Below are 18,122 nucleotides of genomic sequence, written 5' to 3' on the forward strand. Positions count from 1 at the left end.
CGCGCACGAGCCGCTGACGCCTGCACGCGCGACAGCCGGTGAGCAGCGGCGAGGCCATGGGGTCGTCGGCGGCGACGGCCGGATCGCCGCCATGACCTTCGTCGACGTCGAGGCCGACCGCGCTGAGGTGAACTTCACCGTCGTCGCGGCGCAGCCAGCCGGTTGAGGGATAGACCTCGTCCACCGACTACGACTGGACAAGGTGGACTGTAGATCGCTCAGAGCTTGAACTGCCTCACTGGGGCTCTGTCGTCAAAGGTCCAAGCCCGACCGCCGTGGGTGGTGCTCGACGGCCGCGGCAACGTCGTCGAGCCCATCGCCCGATACCTGCCGCGCTCGGTCTCCCGGCTTACGGAAGGAGCGGTGGCACCATCTCGCGCGCCAGTCGCCGGCCGACCACGCGCTGTCAGGCGCCGTCACTTGCGCCGGATCACCGCGGCCCGGGCGTCGGTATCGGCGGGCCACACATCGAGGTGGATGCTCTCTTGGGCCAGCTCAACACCCAGGTCCGCGTCCAGATCCCGCCCCGTTGCGCTGTAGCGCACCATGTAGACGCCCGGCCCGGTGACAGCGAGATTGACCTCGTCGAAGCTTTCCCCCAGCCAGCCGATGACGTGTAGACGCCCCTGGGGGGCGAACACGGGCGCCTGTGAGACATCCTGCCAGTCGTCACCTATGGGTGGCTCCTTGTCGTGGGTCGACCACGTGTACTGGACGTGGCCGATCGCAACGCCGGTGAGCATCACTGCCCCGCCTCCCGGCGCGGGGCTGATCATCGCGGCGGCGTTGGGCGTCGGGTCGGCGTCGAGTACGTCCTCGTCGCCGACGTACCACTGGTGGTACTCGACCCAAACGGTGCCGCCTCCCGCGCTGGTCACAGTGGGGCCGCCGGGTCCACGAGCTTGACGTAGAACTCGTCACCGTCCCACACGCGACCTGTCCGGTAGAACTGGCCGAGGTGGCGCCCGGCCGCGGTGTTCTCGGTGAGCGGGACGATGCACCGGCTGAATCCGGTAGTCCCGGAGCCGGGAATGGTCGGCAGTCCGCAGTCGTCGAAGACGCGAACGCTGCCTCCGTCGAAGATTTGGTTGGAGGCGCCCTGACGCGTTGAGGCGAATGGGTACTCGTCGCACGACATGTCGGTGGGGCGCTTGATGCTGCGTGGGCAGGCAGCCTGCCTATTCGCCTGGATGAGACTGACGTCCCGTGTGCGAGAAAGGAACCCTTGGTTCTCGGGTGCCCCCATGAGGCCGGAGGCTAGTGCGAGTTGGACGTGTCGGGACACGGTCGGGAACGGCGAGGTCTCCGGCGTTGGCATGTAGTACACCGTGCGGTACGGGGTCACGCATCCGCCTGGCCCGTACATGATCACGTCACAGCGGCCGGCGAACGCGAGTGCGGTGACGGTCGTCGGCAGCGTGACCGGGCTGACGTTTTGGAGGTCGAAGCTCCAGTTGAGCCGCGTGTAGTCCCAGTTGTCTTCCATCCCGCCGGTGAAGGTCGGTGACACATCGCCGATCGCGACGACGTCCCTGCCGACCTGCAGCCGTCGAACTGGAAGCGTGCCACGCTTGTAATCGCAGTTGTACGAGCACCAGAACTTGCCAGTGATGTCGAGTTTGATGACCTTGCCGGTGGTCTTCGAGAGACGCAGCGTCGTCTGGTTGATGACGTGCAGGACCCTCCACGACATGTAGACGTAGGTCTGCATGGTCCCGGTGGCGGTGCCGGCGACGGTGGTGACCCCTCGCGCATTAGTGCGCAGCAGCGTGACGTCCCACGTGTAGTCGTAGCAATACTCGGTACGTGTGAACCGCTGCTGTGTGAAGTTGCACCATTCGGGCGCCTTGGTGCGCCGCAGCGGGGACGGAATGTCGCCGACGGGCTCCTCATCCGGGGTTGCGAGCAGGTTCGAGGCCGCCACCTCCGGGTCGCGAGCGACGCCTTCTTCAGTGCCGCTCTCCTGACCCGGATCGGCAGAGCCGAGAAGGGTGGGCGCGGGGGTCGCGACGTCCGGGGGGAGCTGGGTCGGTCCGGGAGTTTCGAGGGCGGTCGCCCCCGGTTCCACCTGGTCGTCGGGGTCGACGTCCAGGTCAGAGTAGTCAGGGCCTGCCAACGGATCGGAGTCCGGGGTGAAGGGAGCAATCACAGGCGCGTCAGCGGTTGCATTGATCGACACGCACAGCGTCTGGGCGCCTGGGGAGCCGGTGTCGGCAGGGCAGCTGGCGCCTAGCTCATCCTGGATCTGGGCGCGGGTGTGCCCTCCAGGGTGTCACCGGTCATGATCGGTGCAGCCGGGTCTGGGGAAGCGTCGTCCGCTGAGGCCGTGCTGACCCCGGAGGCGAGCAGGGCGCCGGTGATGGCCACCGCCCAGAGCGTGCGTCTTGCACGCGCAGCGTGCCTCACTCGTCCTCCGTGACGTGCAGTTCTACGTGAATGTTTGTGGGACCGTCGCTGGTTCCAGGCACGACCTCCGGCGGAGCCGAGGAGTAGCCGTACCCGTCCTCGTCGTCCCACTCGACGCCGAGGTTGGCGGCCTTGACCTTGTCGTCTTCCGTCGGGGGACGCTGGTCAGAGCTCGACGCCTGAGCGGCGCCCACGATGAGGCCCGCGCCTGCCGCGGCTGCTGCTGCCAGGCCCGTGACGACAGCCATCCGGTGCGTTGATGCCATGACTTGCCCCCCTGTCGATTCCCGTGCGACGGAAGATAGCGGGCTCCGGATAGCGCCGAACAGCGATTGGCCCCATTTGACGGTGGAACCACCCGTTTGCCGTGGGGTCTGGGGGAATCGGCGTCACCCTCCGCTCTGACGACCGGCAGCGGCACCGGGCGCGCGCTGTTCGAGCGCGTCGTCTTCAACGTGGCGGTCGGCAACAACGACGACCACGCCCGCAATCACGCGGCGTTCTGGGACGGTGCTGAGCTCGAGCTCACCCCGGCCTACGACCTGTGCCCGCAGCCTCGGTCGGGTACTCAGGCGATGCAGGCCATGGACGTCACGAGGGACGGCCAACGCGACAGCCAGCTCGCCCTGTGCGTGCAGGCTGCGCCGGAGTATGGCCTGACGGCCGAGCAGGCGCGCGAGATCGTCGACCATCAGGTCACCACGATCCGCGAGGAGTGGAGCGACGCGGCTGACGAGGCGCACCTGACCGGCGATGACCGCGCGTACCTGTGGGGCCGCCAGATCCTGAACGCCTACGCGTTCGAGGGCTACGAGGCGTAGGCGTCAGCCCGCCGAGGTCAGCCCCAGGAACGCGCCGAGCTCCGCGAGCTGGGCCGGGCCGGTCGGCAGGTAGTCGGTGAGAGCACGGGAGCGGACTACCACCGCGCACCACTGGGCCCGGGACACCGCGACGTTGACCCGGTTCCGGTTGAGCAGGAACTCCATGCCGCGCGGCACGTCCTCGGCGGACGACGCCGTCATCGTCACGATCACCACGGGCGCCTCCTGCCCCTGGAACTTGTCGACTGTGCCGACGCGGACACCGCCGAGCCCGGCCTTGTCGAGCGTACGGCGCACGGTCCACACCTGGGCGTTGTACGGGGCGACGACGAGAACGTCCGGCGGCGCCAGCGGCCGGTCGACACCGGTGTGCGGGTCCTGCCAGCGACGCCCCACCAGGTCCCGGACGGTCCCGACGACGACGGCTGCCTCCACGGGTGACGCGACGGCGTGACCCGCGTGGTCGACGAGGATGGTGCGCACGCCCGGCGCGACGCCCTCGAGCGACCGCAGCGACGTGTGCCCGACGGACGCCAGCCGGTCCTCGTACGACAGCCGCGACACCGCGGACGTGAGCGCCGGGTGCATGCGCCACGTGCGGTCGAGGAAGTAGCCGAGCTCGTCGGGCAGCGTGTCGTGGCCGTCCGCCAGCCAGCCGAGCGCCGACCGGTCCACCGGGACCGGGTGGCTGCCCTTGCTGACCTGGGGGAGCTGCTGCGGGTCGCCGAGCAGCAGGAGGTTGCGGCCCGCGACGGACACGGCGACGGTGTTGGCGAGCGCGAACTGTCCCGCCTCGTCGACGACGACCAGGTCGAGGCTGCCCGGCGGGACCCGCTTCGCGTTCGTGAAGTCCCAGGTGGTGCCGCCGACGACGAAGCCGCCCTGCTGCCGGCCGTAGAACGCCGAGAACTCGCGGTCCTCCTTCAGCGGTTGCCAGACGGGGTCGGCCGGCGGGTGGTCCTTGTACTTCTTGGCGATGCGCGCAGGGTCCAGGCCGGCGCCCGCGACCGAGCGCAGCATGTTCTCCACGACGGCGTGCGACTGCGCGACGACGCCGACCTTCCAGCCCTGCGCCGCGAGCGCCGCGATGACGTGGCCACCGGTGTACGTCTTGCCGGTGCCCGGCGGACCCTGGACGGCGACGTACGACCTGTCGAGGTCGAGGACGGCGGAGGTGATCGCCTCCGGCGTGCCGATCGTGCCGATCGTGCTGGTCGCGTCATCGGGGCTGTCGGGGCGTGGGAGGGGCAGGCCGCTGCGGGTGCGCGGCGGCACCCGGCGCAGGAGGTCGACCGCCGGGTGGGCCGGGAGGGCCGGCAGGCTGTCCGCCACCTGCTCGGCGACCCGCCGGATCGCGGCGGCGACACCGGCGGTCGGCGGCGGCTCGGCCGGGCCGAGCGCCATCGGGAGCGCGTCCGTCGGCGAGTCGGCGGTGGCCAGCGCCTCGCACACGAGGACGACGTCCCGGGTGCCCGACGGTGAGCGCGGGTCCGGCTCGGTCCGCGTGCCGAGCACGACGACGTTCGACGTCCAGCCGCGGTGACCACCCGACGACGTCTTCGCGAACGGCGGTGCCGGCTCGTACAGCGCGTAGGCCTTCTCGCCCTCGCGCAGGTCGCTGCCTGGTTCGAGGTGCCCGACGAACCGCAGCTCCCGACGGTTCGCCCTGCCCCGCGGCGGCACGTACCAGTCCCGGACGACGGTCGGCGGCTCGTCGGCGAGCAGCGTCGAGCGCGGGTCCAGCCAGTCCGCCGGGTCCGACCGGAGGCGGTCGAAGTGGGCCCACCAGAACGGCTTGTCCTCACGGCGGTGGTAGCCGAGCGCGGCCGCGAGCAGGGCCAGGGCGGTGGCGTCGGCGCCGTCCGCCGCGGCAGCCGACTTCGTGAGCCGCTCGACGAGCTCGTCGGTCTCGTCGGCCCCGCCGGTTCCGCCGGTCTCTCCGGTCCCGTCGGTCGCGTCGTCGGGCTCGGTCGTCGGCCGGGCACCCGGGACCGCACCGTGCTCGGCGCCCCGCGCCACCAGCCAGTCCCTCAGCCGCAGCGTGGACACGCAGTCGTACCGGTTGTAGTCGCCGATGGCGTCGAGCCGCTCCCGCCACGCACCGTCGTCGCCGCGTTCCCGGAGCGCGCACGCCTCGGCGTACTCGACGATCGAGTCGCCCGCCGTCGTCACCTCGCCCTCCCGGTGCTCGTCGCCCATGTACAGCGGTTCCAGCTTCTTCAGCGAGTACGAGCTGCTGCCCACGCGCAGACCGCGCCGGACCGTGGCGTACAGGTCGACGAGGACTCCCTCGCGCAGGAGCTGGTCGACGGTCTCCTCGCCGACGCCGTGCCGGGCTGCGAGCCTGAGCAGCGCCGACTTCTCGTAGGGCGCGTAGTGGTAGACGTGCATCGCCGGGTGCGCTCGGCGCCGCTCCGCCACGTAGGCGAGGAAGTCGACGAGCGCCTGCTTCTCCTGCGCGCGGTCGTGGGCCCAGAAGGGCCGGAACACGGGCTCCGGGCCGTCGTTCTCCACGACGCCGAACAGGTACTCCAGCCCCCACGACGCGGGCTCGTCGGGCGGGATCGTGTCGTCCGTCCAGAGCGGGTCGCCCTCGAAGTCGAAGAACACGTCACCGTCGTCCGCGGCCGGCAGGTCCGCGACGGCGCCCGGGTCGACGAGGTCGAACACCAGCGGCCCGTCGTGCGGCTCGCCCTGCCGGACCTGCAGCGCCGCCTGCGCCCGCAGACCGGTGAGCGCCGTGGCACCGATGCCGTCGACCGCGCCGACGCCGGTGGCGAGCGAATCGATCGTCGTGACGCCCGCGGCGTGCAGCCGGACCCGCTGCGTCGCACGCATGCCGGCGACGAGCAGCAGGTCGCGGTGCCGTTCGACCTCCGGCGCGCAGACGTCGCACCGGCCGCACGCCCGGTACCGCTCGTCGCCCCAGGCCGCCGCCCTGCCGCGGGCCCGGTGCGCGTCGAGCAGGCGTTCCAGCCGGCGACGCCGGTCGCGGTAGACCGGCAGCAGGTCCGCGAGCCGGTGCCGCGACCTCGTGCGGTCGCCCAGCACCAGGTGCACCTCGTCGTCCGTCGGGACACCCGCCGCGCTCAGCTGGTCGGCGTACGCGGCGAGCTGCAGCAGCGCGGTGACCTTCACCGTGCGGGCGAGCTTGGTGTCGTGGACGGAGTACCGGCCGTCGTCGTCGCGGACCAGGAAGTCGGCGTAGCCGCTGAACCGCCCGTCGAAGAACCCGGCCTGGTAGACGACGTCGGCACCGGCGGCCAGCACCGCGAGCGTGCGCTCGTGCAGTGCCGTGAGCGACTCGCGGTCGCCGTGCGCCCGACGCATCGTGACCACCCCGCGACCGCTCGCCTCGTCCCACGGCCCGAACCGGTCGAGATACCCCCGCAGGACGGTCCGTTCGTGCTCGCCGCCGAGCGCCGCGACCCGCTCCAGCATCGCGTCCCCGGCCGGCACGACCGCCGGAGCCCAGCCGAGCCGGCCGTCGAGCGACCGGACCACGGCCAGCTCGCACGCAGCGGCGTGCGCGAGGTCGCTCGGGCTGAGCACCAGGCCGCCGTCCTCGAGCAGGAGCATGGGCCGAGGGTAGGCCCGGGTGCGGACAGTCCGCCGGGTGACGAGCGTGCCGGCCGCTGCGACCCGAGATCGTCGCAGGTCAGGTGCGAGATCCGGCGGGGCTCACGTGCCGGCGCCCGCGGGGCCGGTGGACGGCAGGCGCGTGACCGAGGCGACGACGGTGTCGAACAGCTCCAGGAGGGCGTCGCGTGCCTCGACCAGCGGGCTGGAGAAGGTCAGGGCGACGAGGCCGTCACCGTCGCCGGGGTCGAGCCAGTAGTCCGCCAGCAGCATGGGCACGTCCTGCGCGCCGAGGTCCTGCGTCCCCGACCCGATGCGGGTGCGGCGCAGCACCGGGCCCGACGGGCCCTCGGCGGCGTCGACCGTGCCGGGTGCCGCCGGGTCGCCGCGCAGAGCGGCCTCGATGTCGTCCAAGGACTCGTTCGAGGTGTTGCCGGGACGGGACCGGTACACCGTGACGGACGCCGGGATGGGCACCGGACCGGCGCGGGTCAGCGAGATCGCCATGAGCTGGCCGCCCAGGGCCCCGGCGTCGATCGCGGCGACCTCCAGATGCCGGCGGAGGTCCGCGCGCAGTGCGGCGGCCCCGTCGGCCCGACCGAGCTGCTGCTCGACGAGAGCGGCGATCGACCGACGCCGCGCGGGTTCGTCGCGCAGGTCGACCACCCACCAGGCTGCCGGGAGCACGAGCGTGATGCCCGCGACGCGCTGGGGTCGCGCCAGGGGCGTCGGGTCGCCCTCACCGGTCGGGTCCACCGGGGCGGTCATGCGGGGGCACCGAGGGAGGTGGCGACGCCGATCGGCGAGGGCGCGGGTGCGGGTGCCCTGCCCGTGAGCGGCGGTGTCGGTGCGTCGTGCAGGCGGACCATGTCAGCTGCCCAGGGTCAGGACGACGGACTTGGCCATCCGACCGATGTCCTCGACGGCAGCCTCGACCAGGGAGAGGTCGTCGAGGACGGCCTCGAGCCGGAAGGCTTCGTCGCACCCGTCGGGGAAGATCGTGCAGCGGACCTGGCCGGTGGGGGTGTCGTCGGTACGGAGCAGGCCTCCGAACCGGGAGTGCTTCCGGTAGCTGGTGAACAGGACCTCGACAACCCCGGGGCCGGCCTCGACGTCGATGGTGGCGACGTCGCTGTCGAGGATCGTGACCCCCTTGTCGGGGTCGAGCTTCCTGGCGTCGGTCAGGTACTGGTCACGGGTCGGGCGCGTGCCGGCCGGCCAACCGAGGCACCAGCACGCGCCGAGGGCCTGCACCGCGCCTGTGGTCGGGTCGGGCACCCACACGAGCAGGTTGGTCAGGCTCCCCGGTCCGTCGAACTTCGCTTCGGCGCCCAGCACGGCCCGGCGCACGAGGTCGTGGCCCTCGCGGGTGTCGGCCAGGCGCTGCGGAAGGATCTCGGCCTCCGCCTCGTGCTGGCCGGCAGCCCAGATCCCCCACAGCGGGGGGGCTCCCACCTTGTGGTGAGTGATCCAGGTGCCCATCACCGTCTGCTTTCGTCGTCGGGTCAGTCGTTCACGTGCAGCCGGTCCACCGGACCGGCCTCACCGGGGGCGAAGAGAACGTGCTGGACGGTCGCGCCGAGCACCACCTTGTCCAGGACGATCCCGCCTGCCACTGCGGTCAGAGCGTGGTCCACGGCCGTTCGCGCCCCGACGAGCTGCGCGTCGCGGGCGACGTTCCCCACGACCTTGTCGATGTTCACGATGGCGCGGCCCGTCTCGACGTTACCGATCGTCGCCCCGAAAGCGTCGGTGGCGCCCGGCGTGAACAGGCCCGGGCGGATCTGCGGAACCTTCGAGACGGTCTCGCCCAGATCGTGGACGATCTCCGACGGCTTGAGCGAGCCCACCATCTCCTTGACGCCTGCGCGACTCAGAGCGCGCGTCGCGACGTCCGAGCCGAGGGCGGCACGAGAGGCGCGACTGCCTTCGGAGACCGACCCGGCGGCCGCCGCCTCGACCGACCCCGCCTTAGCAGCGAGACCTTCCGCGACGACACGCTCAGCCCTGCCGGCCTTGGCCGAGGCTTCGGCTGCTTCCGCGCTCCGGACGCCGATCTTGAGCCCGGTTCCCACCAGACGTCCGAGGCCGAACGTGACGATGGCGAGCGCACCGAGGGTGACGTCGAGCCAGCTGCCTTCGCCCGAGCACAGGAGCACGATGTCGGCGACCAGGGCGACCGCCCCGGCGATCAGGGAGACGGCGGCGAGCACCTCCCCGACGATCGGCACCCAGCACAGCAGCAGAGCCAGCGCCCCGGTGATGGCGGCGATCTTGCCGAACACCTCGGAGACCCAATGGGTGACATGCAGCGTGTTCTGCCAGAAGCTGTCGTGCAGGTGGTCGCTGCCGGTCGTCGCCTGGATGCGGGCGACGGCGCGGGCGGCGGCCACGTCCCGGGCGTGCGCGGCGTCGGCCAGGTGCTGGCGGGCGCGGTCCAGGGCCCGGTCGGCGTCGGAGAGCCCGGCACGCAGGGCGATCAGGGCAGGGTTGGAGCCTGGGCCGAGGGTCGAGCCGACCGCCGAGCCGGCCGGGGCGTCCCAGTCGGTGGTACGCAAGGTGTGGTGGGCCTCGTCGATGGCCCGTTGGGCGGACCTCGCCTCGCTCAGGGCGGTCAGCGAGTCGGCCTGGGCGCGGTCCAGTGGGTCGGCGAACTCCGCCAGGGCGTCGGCGACCGCCTGGTAGCGCTTCTGGGCCTTCGCAATGTCGGCGGCCACGGCCTTGGCGTGCTCGTGGACCGCCTCCATGGCCGCCGAGACGCAGTGCGGGTCCGCGTCGGCGATGGTCACCAGCCCGTCCGACGCGGTGGCGATGGCCTCGGCGACAGCGGCGTACTCGCGGCTTGCCTGCAGGACCTCGGCCGGGTCGCCGGGGACCGGGTCGAACGCGGCCAGCGGGTACCAGGACAGCGGGCGGGTCACGACGGGCCTACCGTCGACTGGCCCAGGATCGCGGAGGCGAGCTGGGCGTCCACGCCGTCGAAGCCGTCCGCGACGGCCGTGCACATCTCGGCGAGCGTCGCGATCTGCTCGACCATCTTGGCGCGGCGGTCGTCCCAGCCGTGCGCGAAGTCGTGCAGCGCGTCGCCCAGGCTCCCGCCGCCGACCGCGTCCGCGACCCGGTCGCTGTGCGCGTTCGCGCCGTCGAACTCCGCGGCGACGGTCCGCAGGCGCAGTCCTGTGTCTCGCACCATCGCCGTGTCCACCGTCAGCCGGTCACCCACCGGTCCACCCCTTCGTCACGTCGTCACCGGTCGCCCCTCGGGCCCGCCACGCGAGCGGGCGGGCCCGGCGCGCTGCGTGCGGTCAGCCGCGCAGGCCGGAGGCGAGCTGGGTGTCGGCGTCCTCGAGGGTGGCGGCGGCGTTGCGCAGGTACTCGCCGAGGCTGGTCAGGGCGGCGACGGTGTCGGTGGCGCCCTGGGTGAACTGCCGGTAGGACTCGCCGAACGCGACGGAGGCCTGATCCGTGACGAACCCGGAGGAGATCAGCGACTCGATGAACCCCTTGAGCTCGTTGAGCTTGGTGGTGATCTCGTCCTGCCCGTTGGTCAGGCGCGTCGCCGCGTCCCGCATCTCCTGGTACGACACGTTCAGGTTCGCCATCGCCCTGCTCCTCTACCGGTTCCGCCCCCGCGCGTGGCCGGGACCGACGGATCAGTTCCGCCGCGCCGGACACTAGAGCAGGGCACGAAGCAGGGGGGCGGACTATCCCACAGCGGCCGACGGGTTCACTCCCCTGCCTGTGTGGCCTTCGTCACACCAGCCGCCGGGCGGGGGAACGCGCGGGCGAACCTCAGCCGATCGAGGCTCGGCGAGCGGGGGCGAGCCGACGCCGCCGGAGCCCCGAGACCGTCGCGTCAGTGTCACGAGCATGACGAACGGCGCCAGCGGGCACGTGAAGGTGACCCAGGGGTGAGGGCACGGGTCCGAGACGAGCGCCTGTCAGCGTGCGCCGCCGAGCCACATGACAAGGAGTCCGAGGACCAGCATCGCGGCGCTCAGCCCGAACCAGCGCAGCGGGCGGTGTCCCCGACGGATCAGAGCGGCCGCACCCAAGGAAACGGCAACGAGCAGGATGATGCCGACGATGGCGACACTCATGCCGACGAAGCTGACGGCGGACGGCGTGTACTCGTCGTCGGCATATGTGCTGGCGGTCGTGACGGGCAGGGTCAACGTCAGGTGCGTCATGCGGTGGGGATCACTTTCCGTGGGTGGTCGATCCCTCGGGCACCGGGGCGACCGAGGCGACGACGGTGTCGAACAGGGGCAGAAGGGCGTCTCGGGCCTCGACCAGCGGGCTCGAGAACGTCAGGGAGAGCAGGCCGGCGCCGTCGCCCGGGTCCAGCCAGTAGTCGGCCAGCAGCATCGGCACGTCCTGTGCGCCGAGCTCCTCGATGCCCGAACCGATCCGCGTCCGGCGCAGGACCGGGCCGGTCGGGCCCTCCGCAGCGTCGACCGTGTCGTCCGTGCGGGCATCGGCACGCAGCGCGGCCTCGACATCCTTGAGCGTCTCGCTGCGGGCGCTGCCTGCCGGTGAGCGGTACACGGTGACCGACGCGGGGATCGGCACCGGTCCCGCCCGCGTCAACGAGATCGCCATGAGCTGGCCGCCCAGCGCGCCGGCGTCGATCGCGGTGACCCCCAGGTGGCGTCGCAGGTCCTCCCGCAGGGCAGCCAGCTCGTCGCCCCGGCCCAGCTGCTCCTCGACGAGCGCCGCGATCGACCGACGGCGCGCCGACGCGTCCCGCAGGTCGATCACCCACCAGGTAGCGGGCAGCACCAGCCGGACCCCGCCGACCCGCTGCGGGCGCGCCAGCGGTGACGCGTCAGTGGTTTCGTTGCTGCTCGCGCTCACGGTCGCTCGCCCAAGGTCAGGACGACGCCCTTGGCGATGCTGCCGATCTGGGCAGAGGCCGGACCCGCGAGGTCGAGGTCGTCGACCATGAGGTCGATGCGGAAGACCTCATCGCAGCCTTCTGGGAAGATCGTGCAGCGGATCTGGGCGATCGGGCTGCTCGCCGTGCGAAGAAAGCCGCCGAACCGGCTGCGCGGGGTCTCGCGCGTGATCAGCCCTTCGACCACCAAGGGACCGGCGTCGACATCGAACGTCGTGAAGCTGCTGGCGTCGATCGTCACACCAGGTGCGGGGTCGAGCTTCTTTGCCTCGACCAGGTACTCGTCACGGCTTGGACGGGTGTCGGGAGGCCAGCCGATGCGCCAGCAGGAGCCGATTCCCTGAACAGCACCCGTCGCACGGTCAGGCACCCAGACCAACATCGCGACCCGGGTGCCTATCCCATGAAACGTGGACTCGGAGCCGAGGATCGCGCGGCGAACGAAGTCCTGACCCTCAGGGGTGTCGGCGAGCTGCGCCGGCGCAGTGCTCGCCTCCGCCCTGTGCTCGCCTGCACCCCAGAGCGCCCAGGTCTTCGGCACCATGATCTGGCTGTTGGTGATCCAGGTCCCCATCGTTCTCCGATCAGTGGTTCAGGTGCAGTGTGTCGACGGACACGGCCTGGTTGGACGGAAAGAGGTCGTGAGCGGTGCTCGCTCCAAGCAACGCCTTGTCGAGGGCGATACCGCCCGCCACGGCGGCTATCGCTCGTGCCGAGGCATCTGCCGCAGCGCCGTGCGCCGCCTCACGCGATCCGTTGCCGGCCGCCTTGTCGAGGTTGGTCAGCCACTCGGCTGAATCGACATCTCCAATGACCGCGCCCAGTGCTTGGGAGCGGGTTGGCTTGAACGTGCCGGGCCGGACGGCCCGCACGTCGCGGAACGTCTCTGCGAGGTCATCCATGACGGCGGACGGCTTGAGGCTAGCGGCCATCTCCTGCGCCCCTGCCCGGCTCAATGCACGAGTCGCGACCGGGGCGGCGGCCGCCCCGTCAGGCATCGCCGATCCAAGGTCTTTGAGCGTTCCTTCTACCGGTCGCGCCAAGGTCTGGACGTCGTCGGCGACGTCCGTTGCTGCCTTGCCAGCCTTCGCGGCCGCCGCACCCCTTCCTGCCGTTGCTGACACCTCCGTGGCCCTGGCGCCCCGGATCGTGATCTTCAGCCCCGCCCCCACCACGCGCCCCAGACCGAACGTCATGATGCCCAGCGCGCCGAAGACCACGTCGAGCACGTCGCCCTCGCCCGAGAAGAGGAGGACGACGTCGGCGACCAGCGCGACGGCGCCGGCCACCAGCGCGACCGCCCCGAGGACCTCCCCGACGATCGGCACCCAGCAGAGCAGGAGCGCCATGGCCCCGGCCCACATGGAGATCGCCCCGAACACGTCGGAGACCCAGTGGGTGACGTGCAGGACGTTGCGCCAGACGCTGTCGTGCAGGCCGTCGCCGCCGGTGATGTGCTCGATGTGCGCGACGGCGCGGGCGGCGGCGGCGTCCCGGGCCTGCACCGCGTCGGCGAGGCGCTCGCGGGCGCGGTCCAGGGCCCGGTCGGCGTCGGACAGGCCGGCGCGCAGGGCGGCGAGGCCGGGGTTGTCGACCGGGACCAGGCTCGTGCCGCCGACGGAGGTCGGAGCAGCGCCCCAGTCGGTGGTGCGCAGGGTGTGGTGGGCCTCGTCGATGGCCCGTTGGGCGGCCCGGGCTTCGGCCAGGGCGGTCAGCGACTCGGCCTGGGCGTGGTCGAGGGGGTCGGCGAACCCGGCGAGGGCCTCGGCGACGGCCTGGTAGCGCTTGTGGGCCTTGCGGATGTCGGCGGCGACGGCCTTGGCCTGGGTGTGGACCGCGTCGAGGGCCTGTGACTCGGAGAGCTGGTCGGAGCCGGTGACGGACTCGAGGCCGGTCGCGGCGCCCTCGATGGCCTCGGCGACGGTGGTGTACGCGCGGCTGGCCTGGCGGACCTCCTCGGGGTCGCCCGGGACGGGGTCGAAGCCGGCGAGCGGGTACCAGGACAGGGGGCGGGTCATGCCTGACCTCGCATGACGTCGGCCAGCCCGACGTCGAGGTCGTCGAAGGCGACCGCGATCTGCGAGCACGCCTCGGCGAGCGCCGCGATCTGCTCGACCATCGTGGCCCGGGCGTCGTCCCACTCGTGCGCGAAGTCGCGCAGGCAGTCGCTCAGGGGCCCGCCGCCGACGGCGTCCGCCACCCGGTCGCTGTGCGCGTTGGCGCCGTCGAACTCCGTCGCCACCGCGCGCAGGCTCACCGCTGCCATCCGTACCGCCGTCGTGTCCACCGCCAGCCGGTCTCCCACAGGTCCACTCCTTCCACGCCGCGTCGAGAAACAGGCGTCGTGCCCGCCACGCGAGCGGGCGGGCACGACGCCGGAGAAGGTGGGTCAGCCGCGCAGGCCGGAGGCGAGCTGGGTGTCGGCGTCCTCGAGGGTGGCGGCGGCCTTGCGCAGGTACTCGCCGAGGCTGGTCAGCGCGGCGACGGTGTCGGTGGCGCCCTGGGTGAACTGCCGGTAGGACTCCCCGAACGCGACGGAGGCCTGGTCGGTGACGAACCCGGAGGAGATCAGGGACTCGATGAACCCCTTGAGCTCGTTGAGCTTGGTGGTGATCTCGTCCTGCCCGTTGGTGAGGCGCGTCGCCGCGTTCCGCATCTCCTGGTACGACACGTTCAGGTTCGCCATCAGGTCCTCCGCCAGCGTCACGCTCCCGGACCATGCCGGGACCAGCGGACCGGTTCCGCCGTCCCGGACACTAGGGCAGAGCGGACAGCCGGGGCCCGGGCTTGTCCACAGCCGAGCACTGTCGGCTGCCAGGAGCCCTGGCCAGCGGCCGGCTGAAACCCCGCGCGGGAGTCACCCCACCGTGGACCTCGTCAGGTGCCCGACCGTGTCGCGGGAGGACCGCACGCCCTCGACCTGCTCGAGGATCCCGTCGAGCACTACCGCCCGGTCGAACCGCAGCGCGAACTCCCGTCCTCGCGACTCCCAGTCGGCCCGCTCGTGCGGGGACATGCCGAGCACCCGGTCCAGGGCGGCGGCGATCGCGTCGGGGTCGTCGACGGGGACGATGAGCGCGGTGTCCCCGACGGCCTCGAGGATCCCGCCCGTGTCGGTGGTGATGACGGGCCCGCCGCCGGCGAGCATCTTCTCGACGAGGGCGATGCCGAACGTCTCGACGAACTCGGGCCGCGGCTTGCTCGGCAGCACGAACGCGGCGCAGCCCGCCATGAGCTGGGGCTTCTCGTCGTCGGAGACGTCGTCGAGGAACTGGATCCGGTCGGCCGCCGGGGAGGCCGCCGCGAGCGCGCGCAGCCGCGCCGCGTCCGGCCCGCTGCCGGCGACGACCAGGGTCATGTCGGCGCAGGCGGTGGAACGCGCGAACCCGGCGATGAGGTCGTCCACCCCCTTGGCGTGCGCGAGCCGGGACAGGAACAGGACGTAGCCGTCGCGGGTCAGGCCGCGGGCGCCGAGCACGTCGTCGTCGGACCGGTCGAGGTACAGCCCGACGTCGATCGCCGGGTACGACACCTCCACCCGTGAGCGCAGGCGCTCGGCGAACGTGGTGCCGTGCCGGGCGTCCACCGCCTCCGCCTCCGCGACGACGAGGTCCCGCGTGTACCGGGACACCGCCAGGCACACGTCGTGGTCGAGGTACCCGGCCAGGACGTGCGCGGCGGCACCGAACCGGTCGGTCTCGACGCAGGCCCGCACCACGTTGGTGACGTCCGAGCCGACCGCCTCCGCGACCGTCACGACGTCCACCGGCAGGCCGGTGCGCCGCGCGACGTGCACCGCGTCCGCGACGGCGGTGGCGTGCGGCGACAGGTACAACGACATCGCGACCGTGGGCACCCCGTCGGTGAACAGCTCGACGAGCCGGCCGGTGATGCCCGCGAGCCACCGTCCGTCGGGCACCTTGTAGTCGCCGACCGGCTCCGGCCGCTCGACGTGGATGCCGGCCGAGTACGGCAGCACCCGGTCGAGGGGCTTGAGGGGCAGGCCGGTGGACTGCAGCCGGTCGATGGGCCACGTGATGATGCGGACCTCGTCGAACCCCCGGTGCAGGGCCGCCTCGGCGAGGTTGCGCGCCTCGCCGGAGTGGCCGCAGATCACCGGGTCGGCCCGGACCACGATGACGAGCCGGCGGGTCACCACGACGCACCGGCCGGTGGGGTGGTCGTCGACGGCGGCCGGGAGCCCCAGGGGACCGGTTCCGGCCCCAGCTCGAGGAGCAGCCGACCGCCCCGGTGCACCTCCGAGCCGCTGAGCCAGGTGCGGTCCAGCGCGCGCCCGTCGAGGTAGGCGGCCTGCACGTGCTGTGCGGGTCCGCCGTGCTCCGGCTCGACGAACCCGACCGTCTCGACCGTGAGCGGCCGCCCGCCCACGTCCAGCCGGGACTCCCGCCACGCCGGCGCGTTCACCAGGAACAGGTTCTGCCCCGCCACGGGGAACAGGCCGAGCGACGCCCACACGTACCAGGAGCTGAGCCCGCCGGAGTCGTCGTTGCCGGGCAGTCCGCCCCGGCCGGTGCCGAACTGCTGCTGGACCACGTCGTGCACCACCTCGGCCGTCCGGTCCGGGCGCCCTGCGTACATGTACGCCCAGGGGGCCTCCATGTCGGGCTCGTTGTTGAGACCCTCGAAGCGGCCCAGCGCGTACCCGGCCGCCATCTCCTCGACCGACGGGCGCACCCCTGGCTGCTTCACGGCGTCCGCACCGAACCCGAAGAACTGGTCGAGCATCGCCGTGAACCGGTCGTCGCCGCCGGCCAGCTCGATCCGGCCGGCCATGTCGTGCAGCAGCCGGAACGAGTAGTTCCACACGCCGCCCTCGTAGAACGTCGAGTCGCGCAGCAGGCCCGTCGACGGGTCGAACGCGTGCCGCCACTGGGCGGCGAGCGGCGTGAACTGGTCGACGAGCGTGCGGTCCCCGACGGCCGCCGCGACCACGGACGTGCACCAGTACCCGAAGGACAGGTCCAGCGTGTGGCTGATCGGGTGCGCCACCCCGCGCAGCAGGAAGTCCTCGCCGTAGGTGCGCCGCAGGTCGTTGTGCATGTGCACCAGCGCCCAGTCCCAGTCCATGCCGGGCAGCCCGAGCTGGCACAGGTCGGACAGGAACGTGTGCGCCAGCGCGCTGCCCTGCCGGGAGAACTGGTCGGCGCCGCGGGCCATCCGGTAGCCGATGGGGAGGTTGCCCTCCTCCTCGCTGATGTGCAGCAGCGCCGTCGCGAGCTCCACGGCCCTGTCGGGCATCAGCGCCGTCAGCAGGGGGAGCTGGGTGCGGTAGATGTCCCACATGGTCGCGATGTCGAACGCGAACGGCGTGTCCGTCGGCCAGAACGGGCTCTCGTCGGGCGCGAGGCACGGCTTGACGAGCGAGTGGTAGACGGCCGTCGAGAGCACGGTGTGCTTGTCGGCCGACGGGGTGTCCACCTGGACCTTGTCGAGCTGCTCGCGCCAGGCGGCGGCGGTGTCCGCCCGTCGGGCCGCGAAGCTCGTCGGGCCCGGACCGCAGTCCCGGTGCAGGTTGGCCCGGGCCTGCTCGACGCCGCGCAGCGAGAAGCCGATGCGGAGCTCGACGACCTCACCGGGCTCGGACGGGCCGGCCCACATGAGGCCGAAGGGCCGCAGCGTCGTGGGGCGGATGCGGTCGAAGTCCAGCCGCGTGCCGCCGGGCATGAGGCGGCGGTCGTACCAGAGCAGCTGCCGCCAGTGCCGCGCGTCGCACTCCACGTGCACCGCGAGGGGAGCACCCTCGACGACGATCTCGCCCTGCGCGACGCCCGGCGCCACGGACTCCAGGTGGGCGCGCAGCGGGACCGTGCGCCCGTGCGGGATGGTGAGGCCGCCGAGCGAGAAGTCGATCACGAGCCTCGCGTCCCGGTGGCCGGGGAACGTGTACCGGTGCACGGCGCTCTTCGGCCCGACCGTCATCTCGCACCGCACGCCGCTGTCCAGCGTGGCCGCGTACCAGCCGGGCTCCGCCTCCTCCCGCTCGACGGCGAACAGCCGGCCCAGCTCGTCGAGCGGCTGCAGCATCGGCGTCACGCGGAAGTAGTTGTAGTACTTGCGGATCGCGCCCGTCCCCGACTGCTGGAAGTGCGTGAAACCGCTGGCCATCGTGCTGTCGTACAGCTCGACGGGCAGCCCTTCGGTGCCGAGGTCGTACCGGCCGTACCCCGTCGGGTACGCCCCGCTGTACGCGCAGACGCTCACCATGCCCAGGGGGTGCTGGGCCCCCGGGTGCGTGTTCCCGACCTGCGGTTTCGGCCACCACCACGTGGATGCCAGCCCCTGCTGCTGCGGCAGGGACGTCGCCTCCGTGCCGATGAACGGGTCCACGCGCTCGAACATCGGCACGGCTCCTTCCGGCAGGGGCACACGTCCGGTACGGGCGGCGTGCCCGGTTCGCC

General features: G+C 72.1%; 18 protein-coding genes. 1 reads left to right on the top strand and 17 read right to left on the bottom strand.

Annotated elements, in window-relative coordinates:
• Positions 1-416: 416 nt before the first annotated feature.
• The 3 genes from ACVW07_RS12225 to ACVW07_RS12235 all read right to left on the bottom strand — a co-directional run bounded on the left by ACVW07_RS12225 (position 417) and on the right by ACVW07_RS12235 (position 2,654).
• Positions 417-878: a hypothetical protein gene (locus ACVW07_RS12225; protein WP_456819513.1), complete on the bottom strand. Its 462-nt coding sequence runs from the start codon at positions 876-878 to the stop codon at positions 417-419.
• Positions 875-2,179, bottom strand: a complete 1,305-nt coding sequence (locus ACVW07_RS12230) for a NucA/NucB deoxyribonuclease domain-containing protein (RefSeq protein ID WP_456819514.1) — start codon at positions 2,177-2,179, stop codon at positions 875-877. Before ACVW07_RS12230 ends, ACVW07_RS12225 begins: the two co-directional genes overlap by 4 nt.
• A gap of 223 nt (positions 2,180-2,402) precedes the next feature.
• Positions 2,403-2,654, bottom strand: a complete 252-nt coding sequence (locus ACVW07_RS12235) for a hypothetical protein (protein WP_456819515.1) — start codon at positions 2,652-2,654, stop codon at positions 2,403-2,405.
• Between the two features lie 84 nt (positions 2,655-2,738).
• Here ACVW07_RS12235 and ACVW07_RS12240 point away from each other — a divergent pair, with 84 nt between their 5' ends.
• Positions 2,739-3,227 (top strand): HipA domain-containing protein, encoded by a 489-nt coding sequence (locus tag ACVW07_RS12240; protein WP_456819516.1) that lies wholly within the window; start codon positions 2,739-2,741, stop codon positions 3,225-3,227.
• Between the two features lie 3 nt (positions 3,228-3,230).
• Here ACVW07_RS12240 and ACVW07_RS12245 read toward each other — a convergent pair whose 3' ends face one another.
• The 14 genes from ACVW07_RS12245 to ACVW07_RS12310 all read right to left on the bottom strand — a co-directional run bounded on the left by ACVW07_RS12245 (position 3,231) and on the right by ACVW07_RS12310 (position 18,063).
• The gene (locus ACVW07_RS12245; protein WP_456819517.1) at positions 3,231-6,806 is read right to left on the bottom strand and encodes a TM0106 family RecB-like putative nuclease; all 3,576 of its coding nucleotides are present in this window, start codon (positions 6,804-6,806) and stop codon (positions 3,231-3,233) included.
• Positions 6,807-6,908: 102 nt separating this feature from the next.
• Positions 6,909-7,574, bottom strand: coding sequence for a hypothetical protein (locus ACVW07_RS12250; protein WP_456819518.1), 666 nt, complete (start codon positions 7,572-7,574; stop codon positions 6,909-6,911).
• A 102-nt stretch (positions 7,575-7,676) separates the two neighbouring features.
• Complete coding sequence (locus tag ACVW07_RS12255; RefSeq protein ID WP_456819519.1) at positions 7,677-8,288, bottom strand: hypothetical protein; 612 nt, start codon at positions 8,286-8,288, stop codon at positions 7,677-7,679.
• 23 nt (positions 8,289-8,311) lie between these two features.
• The gene (locus ACVW07_RS12260; protein ID WP_456819520.1) at positions 8,312-9,727 is read right to left on the bottom strand and encodes a hypothetical protein; all 1,416 of its coding nucleotides are present in this window, start codon (positions 9,725-9,727) and stop codon (positions 8,312-8,314) included.
• Positions 9,724-10,029 (bottom strand): hypothetical protein, encoded by a 306-nt coding sequence (locus tag ACVW07_RS12265; RefSeq protein WP_456819521.1) that lies wholly within the window; start codon positions 10,027-10,029, stop codon positions 9,724-9,726. The genes ACVW07_RS12260 and ACVW07_RS12265 overlap by 4 nt, the downstream gene beginning before the upstream one ends.
• Positions 10,030-10,111: 82 nt before the next feature.
• A complete protein-coding gene (locus ACVW07_RS12270; RefSeq protein WP_456819522.1) occupies positions 10,112-10,408 on the bottom strand; it encodes a WXG100 family type VII secretion target in 297 nt (98 codons plus the stop codon).
• 339 nt (positions 10,409-10,747) lie between these two features.
• Positions 10,748-10,996 carry a hypothetical protein gene (locus ACVW07_RS12275; RefSeq protein WP_456819523.1) on the bottom strand — a complete coding sequence of 83 codons (249 nt, stop codon included), beginning with the start codon at positions 10,994-10,996 and terminating at the stop codon, positions 10,748-10,750.
• 10 nt (positions 10,997-11,006) lie between these two features.
• The gene (locus tag ACVW07_RS12280; protein WP_456819524.1) at positions 11,007-11,663 is read right to left on the bottom strand and encodes a hypothetical protein; all 657 of its coding nucleotides are present in this window, start codon (positions 11,661-11,663) and stop codon (positions 11,007-11,009) included.
• Positions 11,660-12,277, bottom strand: coding sequence for a hypothetical protein (locus tag ACVW07_RS12285; protein WP_456819525.1), 618 nt, complete (start codon positions 12,275-12,277; stop codon positions 11,660-11,662). Before ACVW07_RS12285 ends, ACVW07_RS12280 begins: the two co-directional genes overlap by 4 nt.
• Positions 12,278-12,287: 10 nt before the next feature.
• A complete protein-coding gene (locus ACVW07_RS12290) occupies positions 12,288-13,721 on the bottom strand; it encodes a putative T7SS-secreted protein (RefSeq protein ID WP_456819526.1) in 1,434 nt (477 codons plus the stop codon).
• Positions 13,718-14,008 (bottom strand): hypothetical protein, encoded by a 291-nt coding sequence (locus ACVW07_RS12295; protein ID WP_456819527.1) that lies wholly within the window; start codon positions 14,006-14,008, stop codon positions 13,718-13,720. The genes ACVW07_RS12290 and ACVW07_RS12295 overlap by 4 nt, the downstream gene beginning before the upstream one ends.
• An 84-nt stretch (positions 14,009-14,092) precedes the next feature.
• Positions 14,093-14,410, bottom strand: coding sequence for a WXG100 family type VII secretion target (locus tag ACVW07_RS12300; RefSeq protein WP_456819528.1), 318 nt, complete (start codon positions 14,408-14,410; stop codon positions 14,093-14,095).
• Positions 14,411-14,560: 150 nt separating this feature from the next.
• Positions 14,561-15,859 carry a glycosyltransferase gene (locus tag ACVW07_RS12305; RefSeq protein ID WP_456819529.1) on the bottom strand — a complete coding sequence of 433 codons (1,299 nt, stop codon included), beginning with the start codon at positions 15,857-15,859 and terminating at the stop codon, positions 14,561-14,563.
• On the bottom strand, positions 15,856-18,063 hold the full coding sequence (locus tag ACVW07_RS12310) for a glycoside hydrolase domain-containing protein (RefSeq protein WP_456819530.1): 2,208 nt from the start codon (positions 18,061-18,063) through the stop codon (positions 15,856-15,858). Before ACVW07_RS12310 ends, ACVW07_RS12305 begins: the two co-directional genes overlap by 4 nt.
• Positions 18,064-18,122 lie beyond the last annotated feature (59 nt).

Source organism: Cellulomonas sp. URHB0016 (assembly GCF_054057935.1).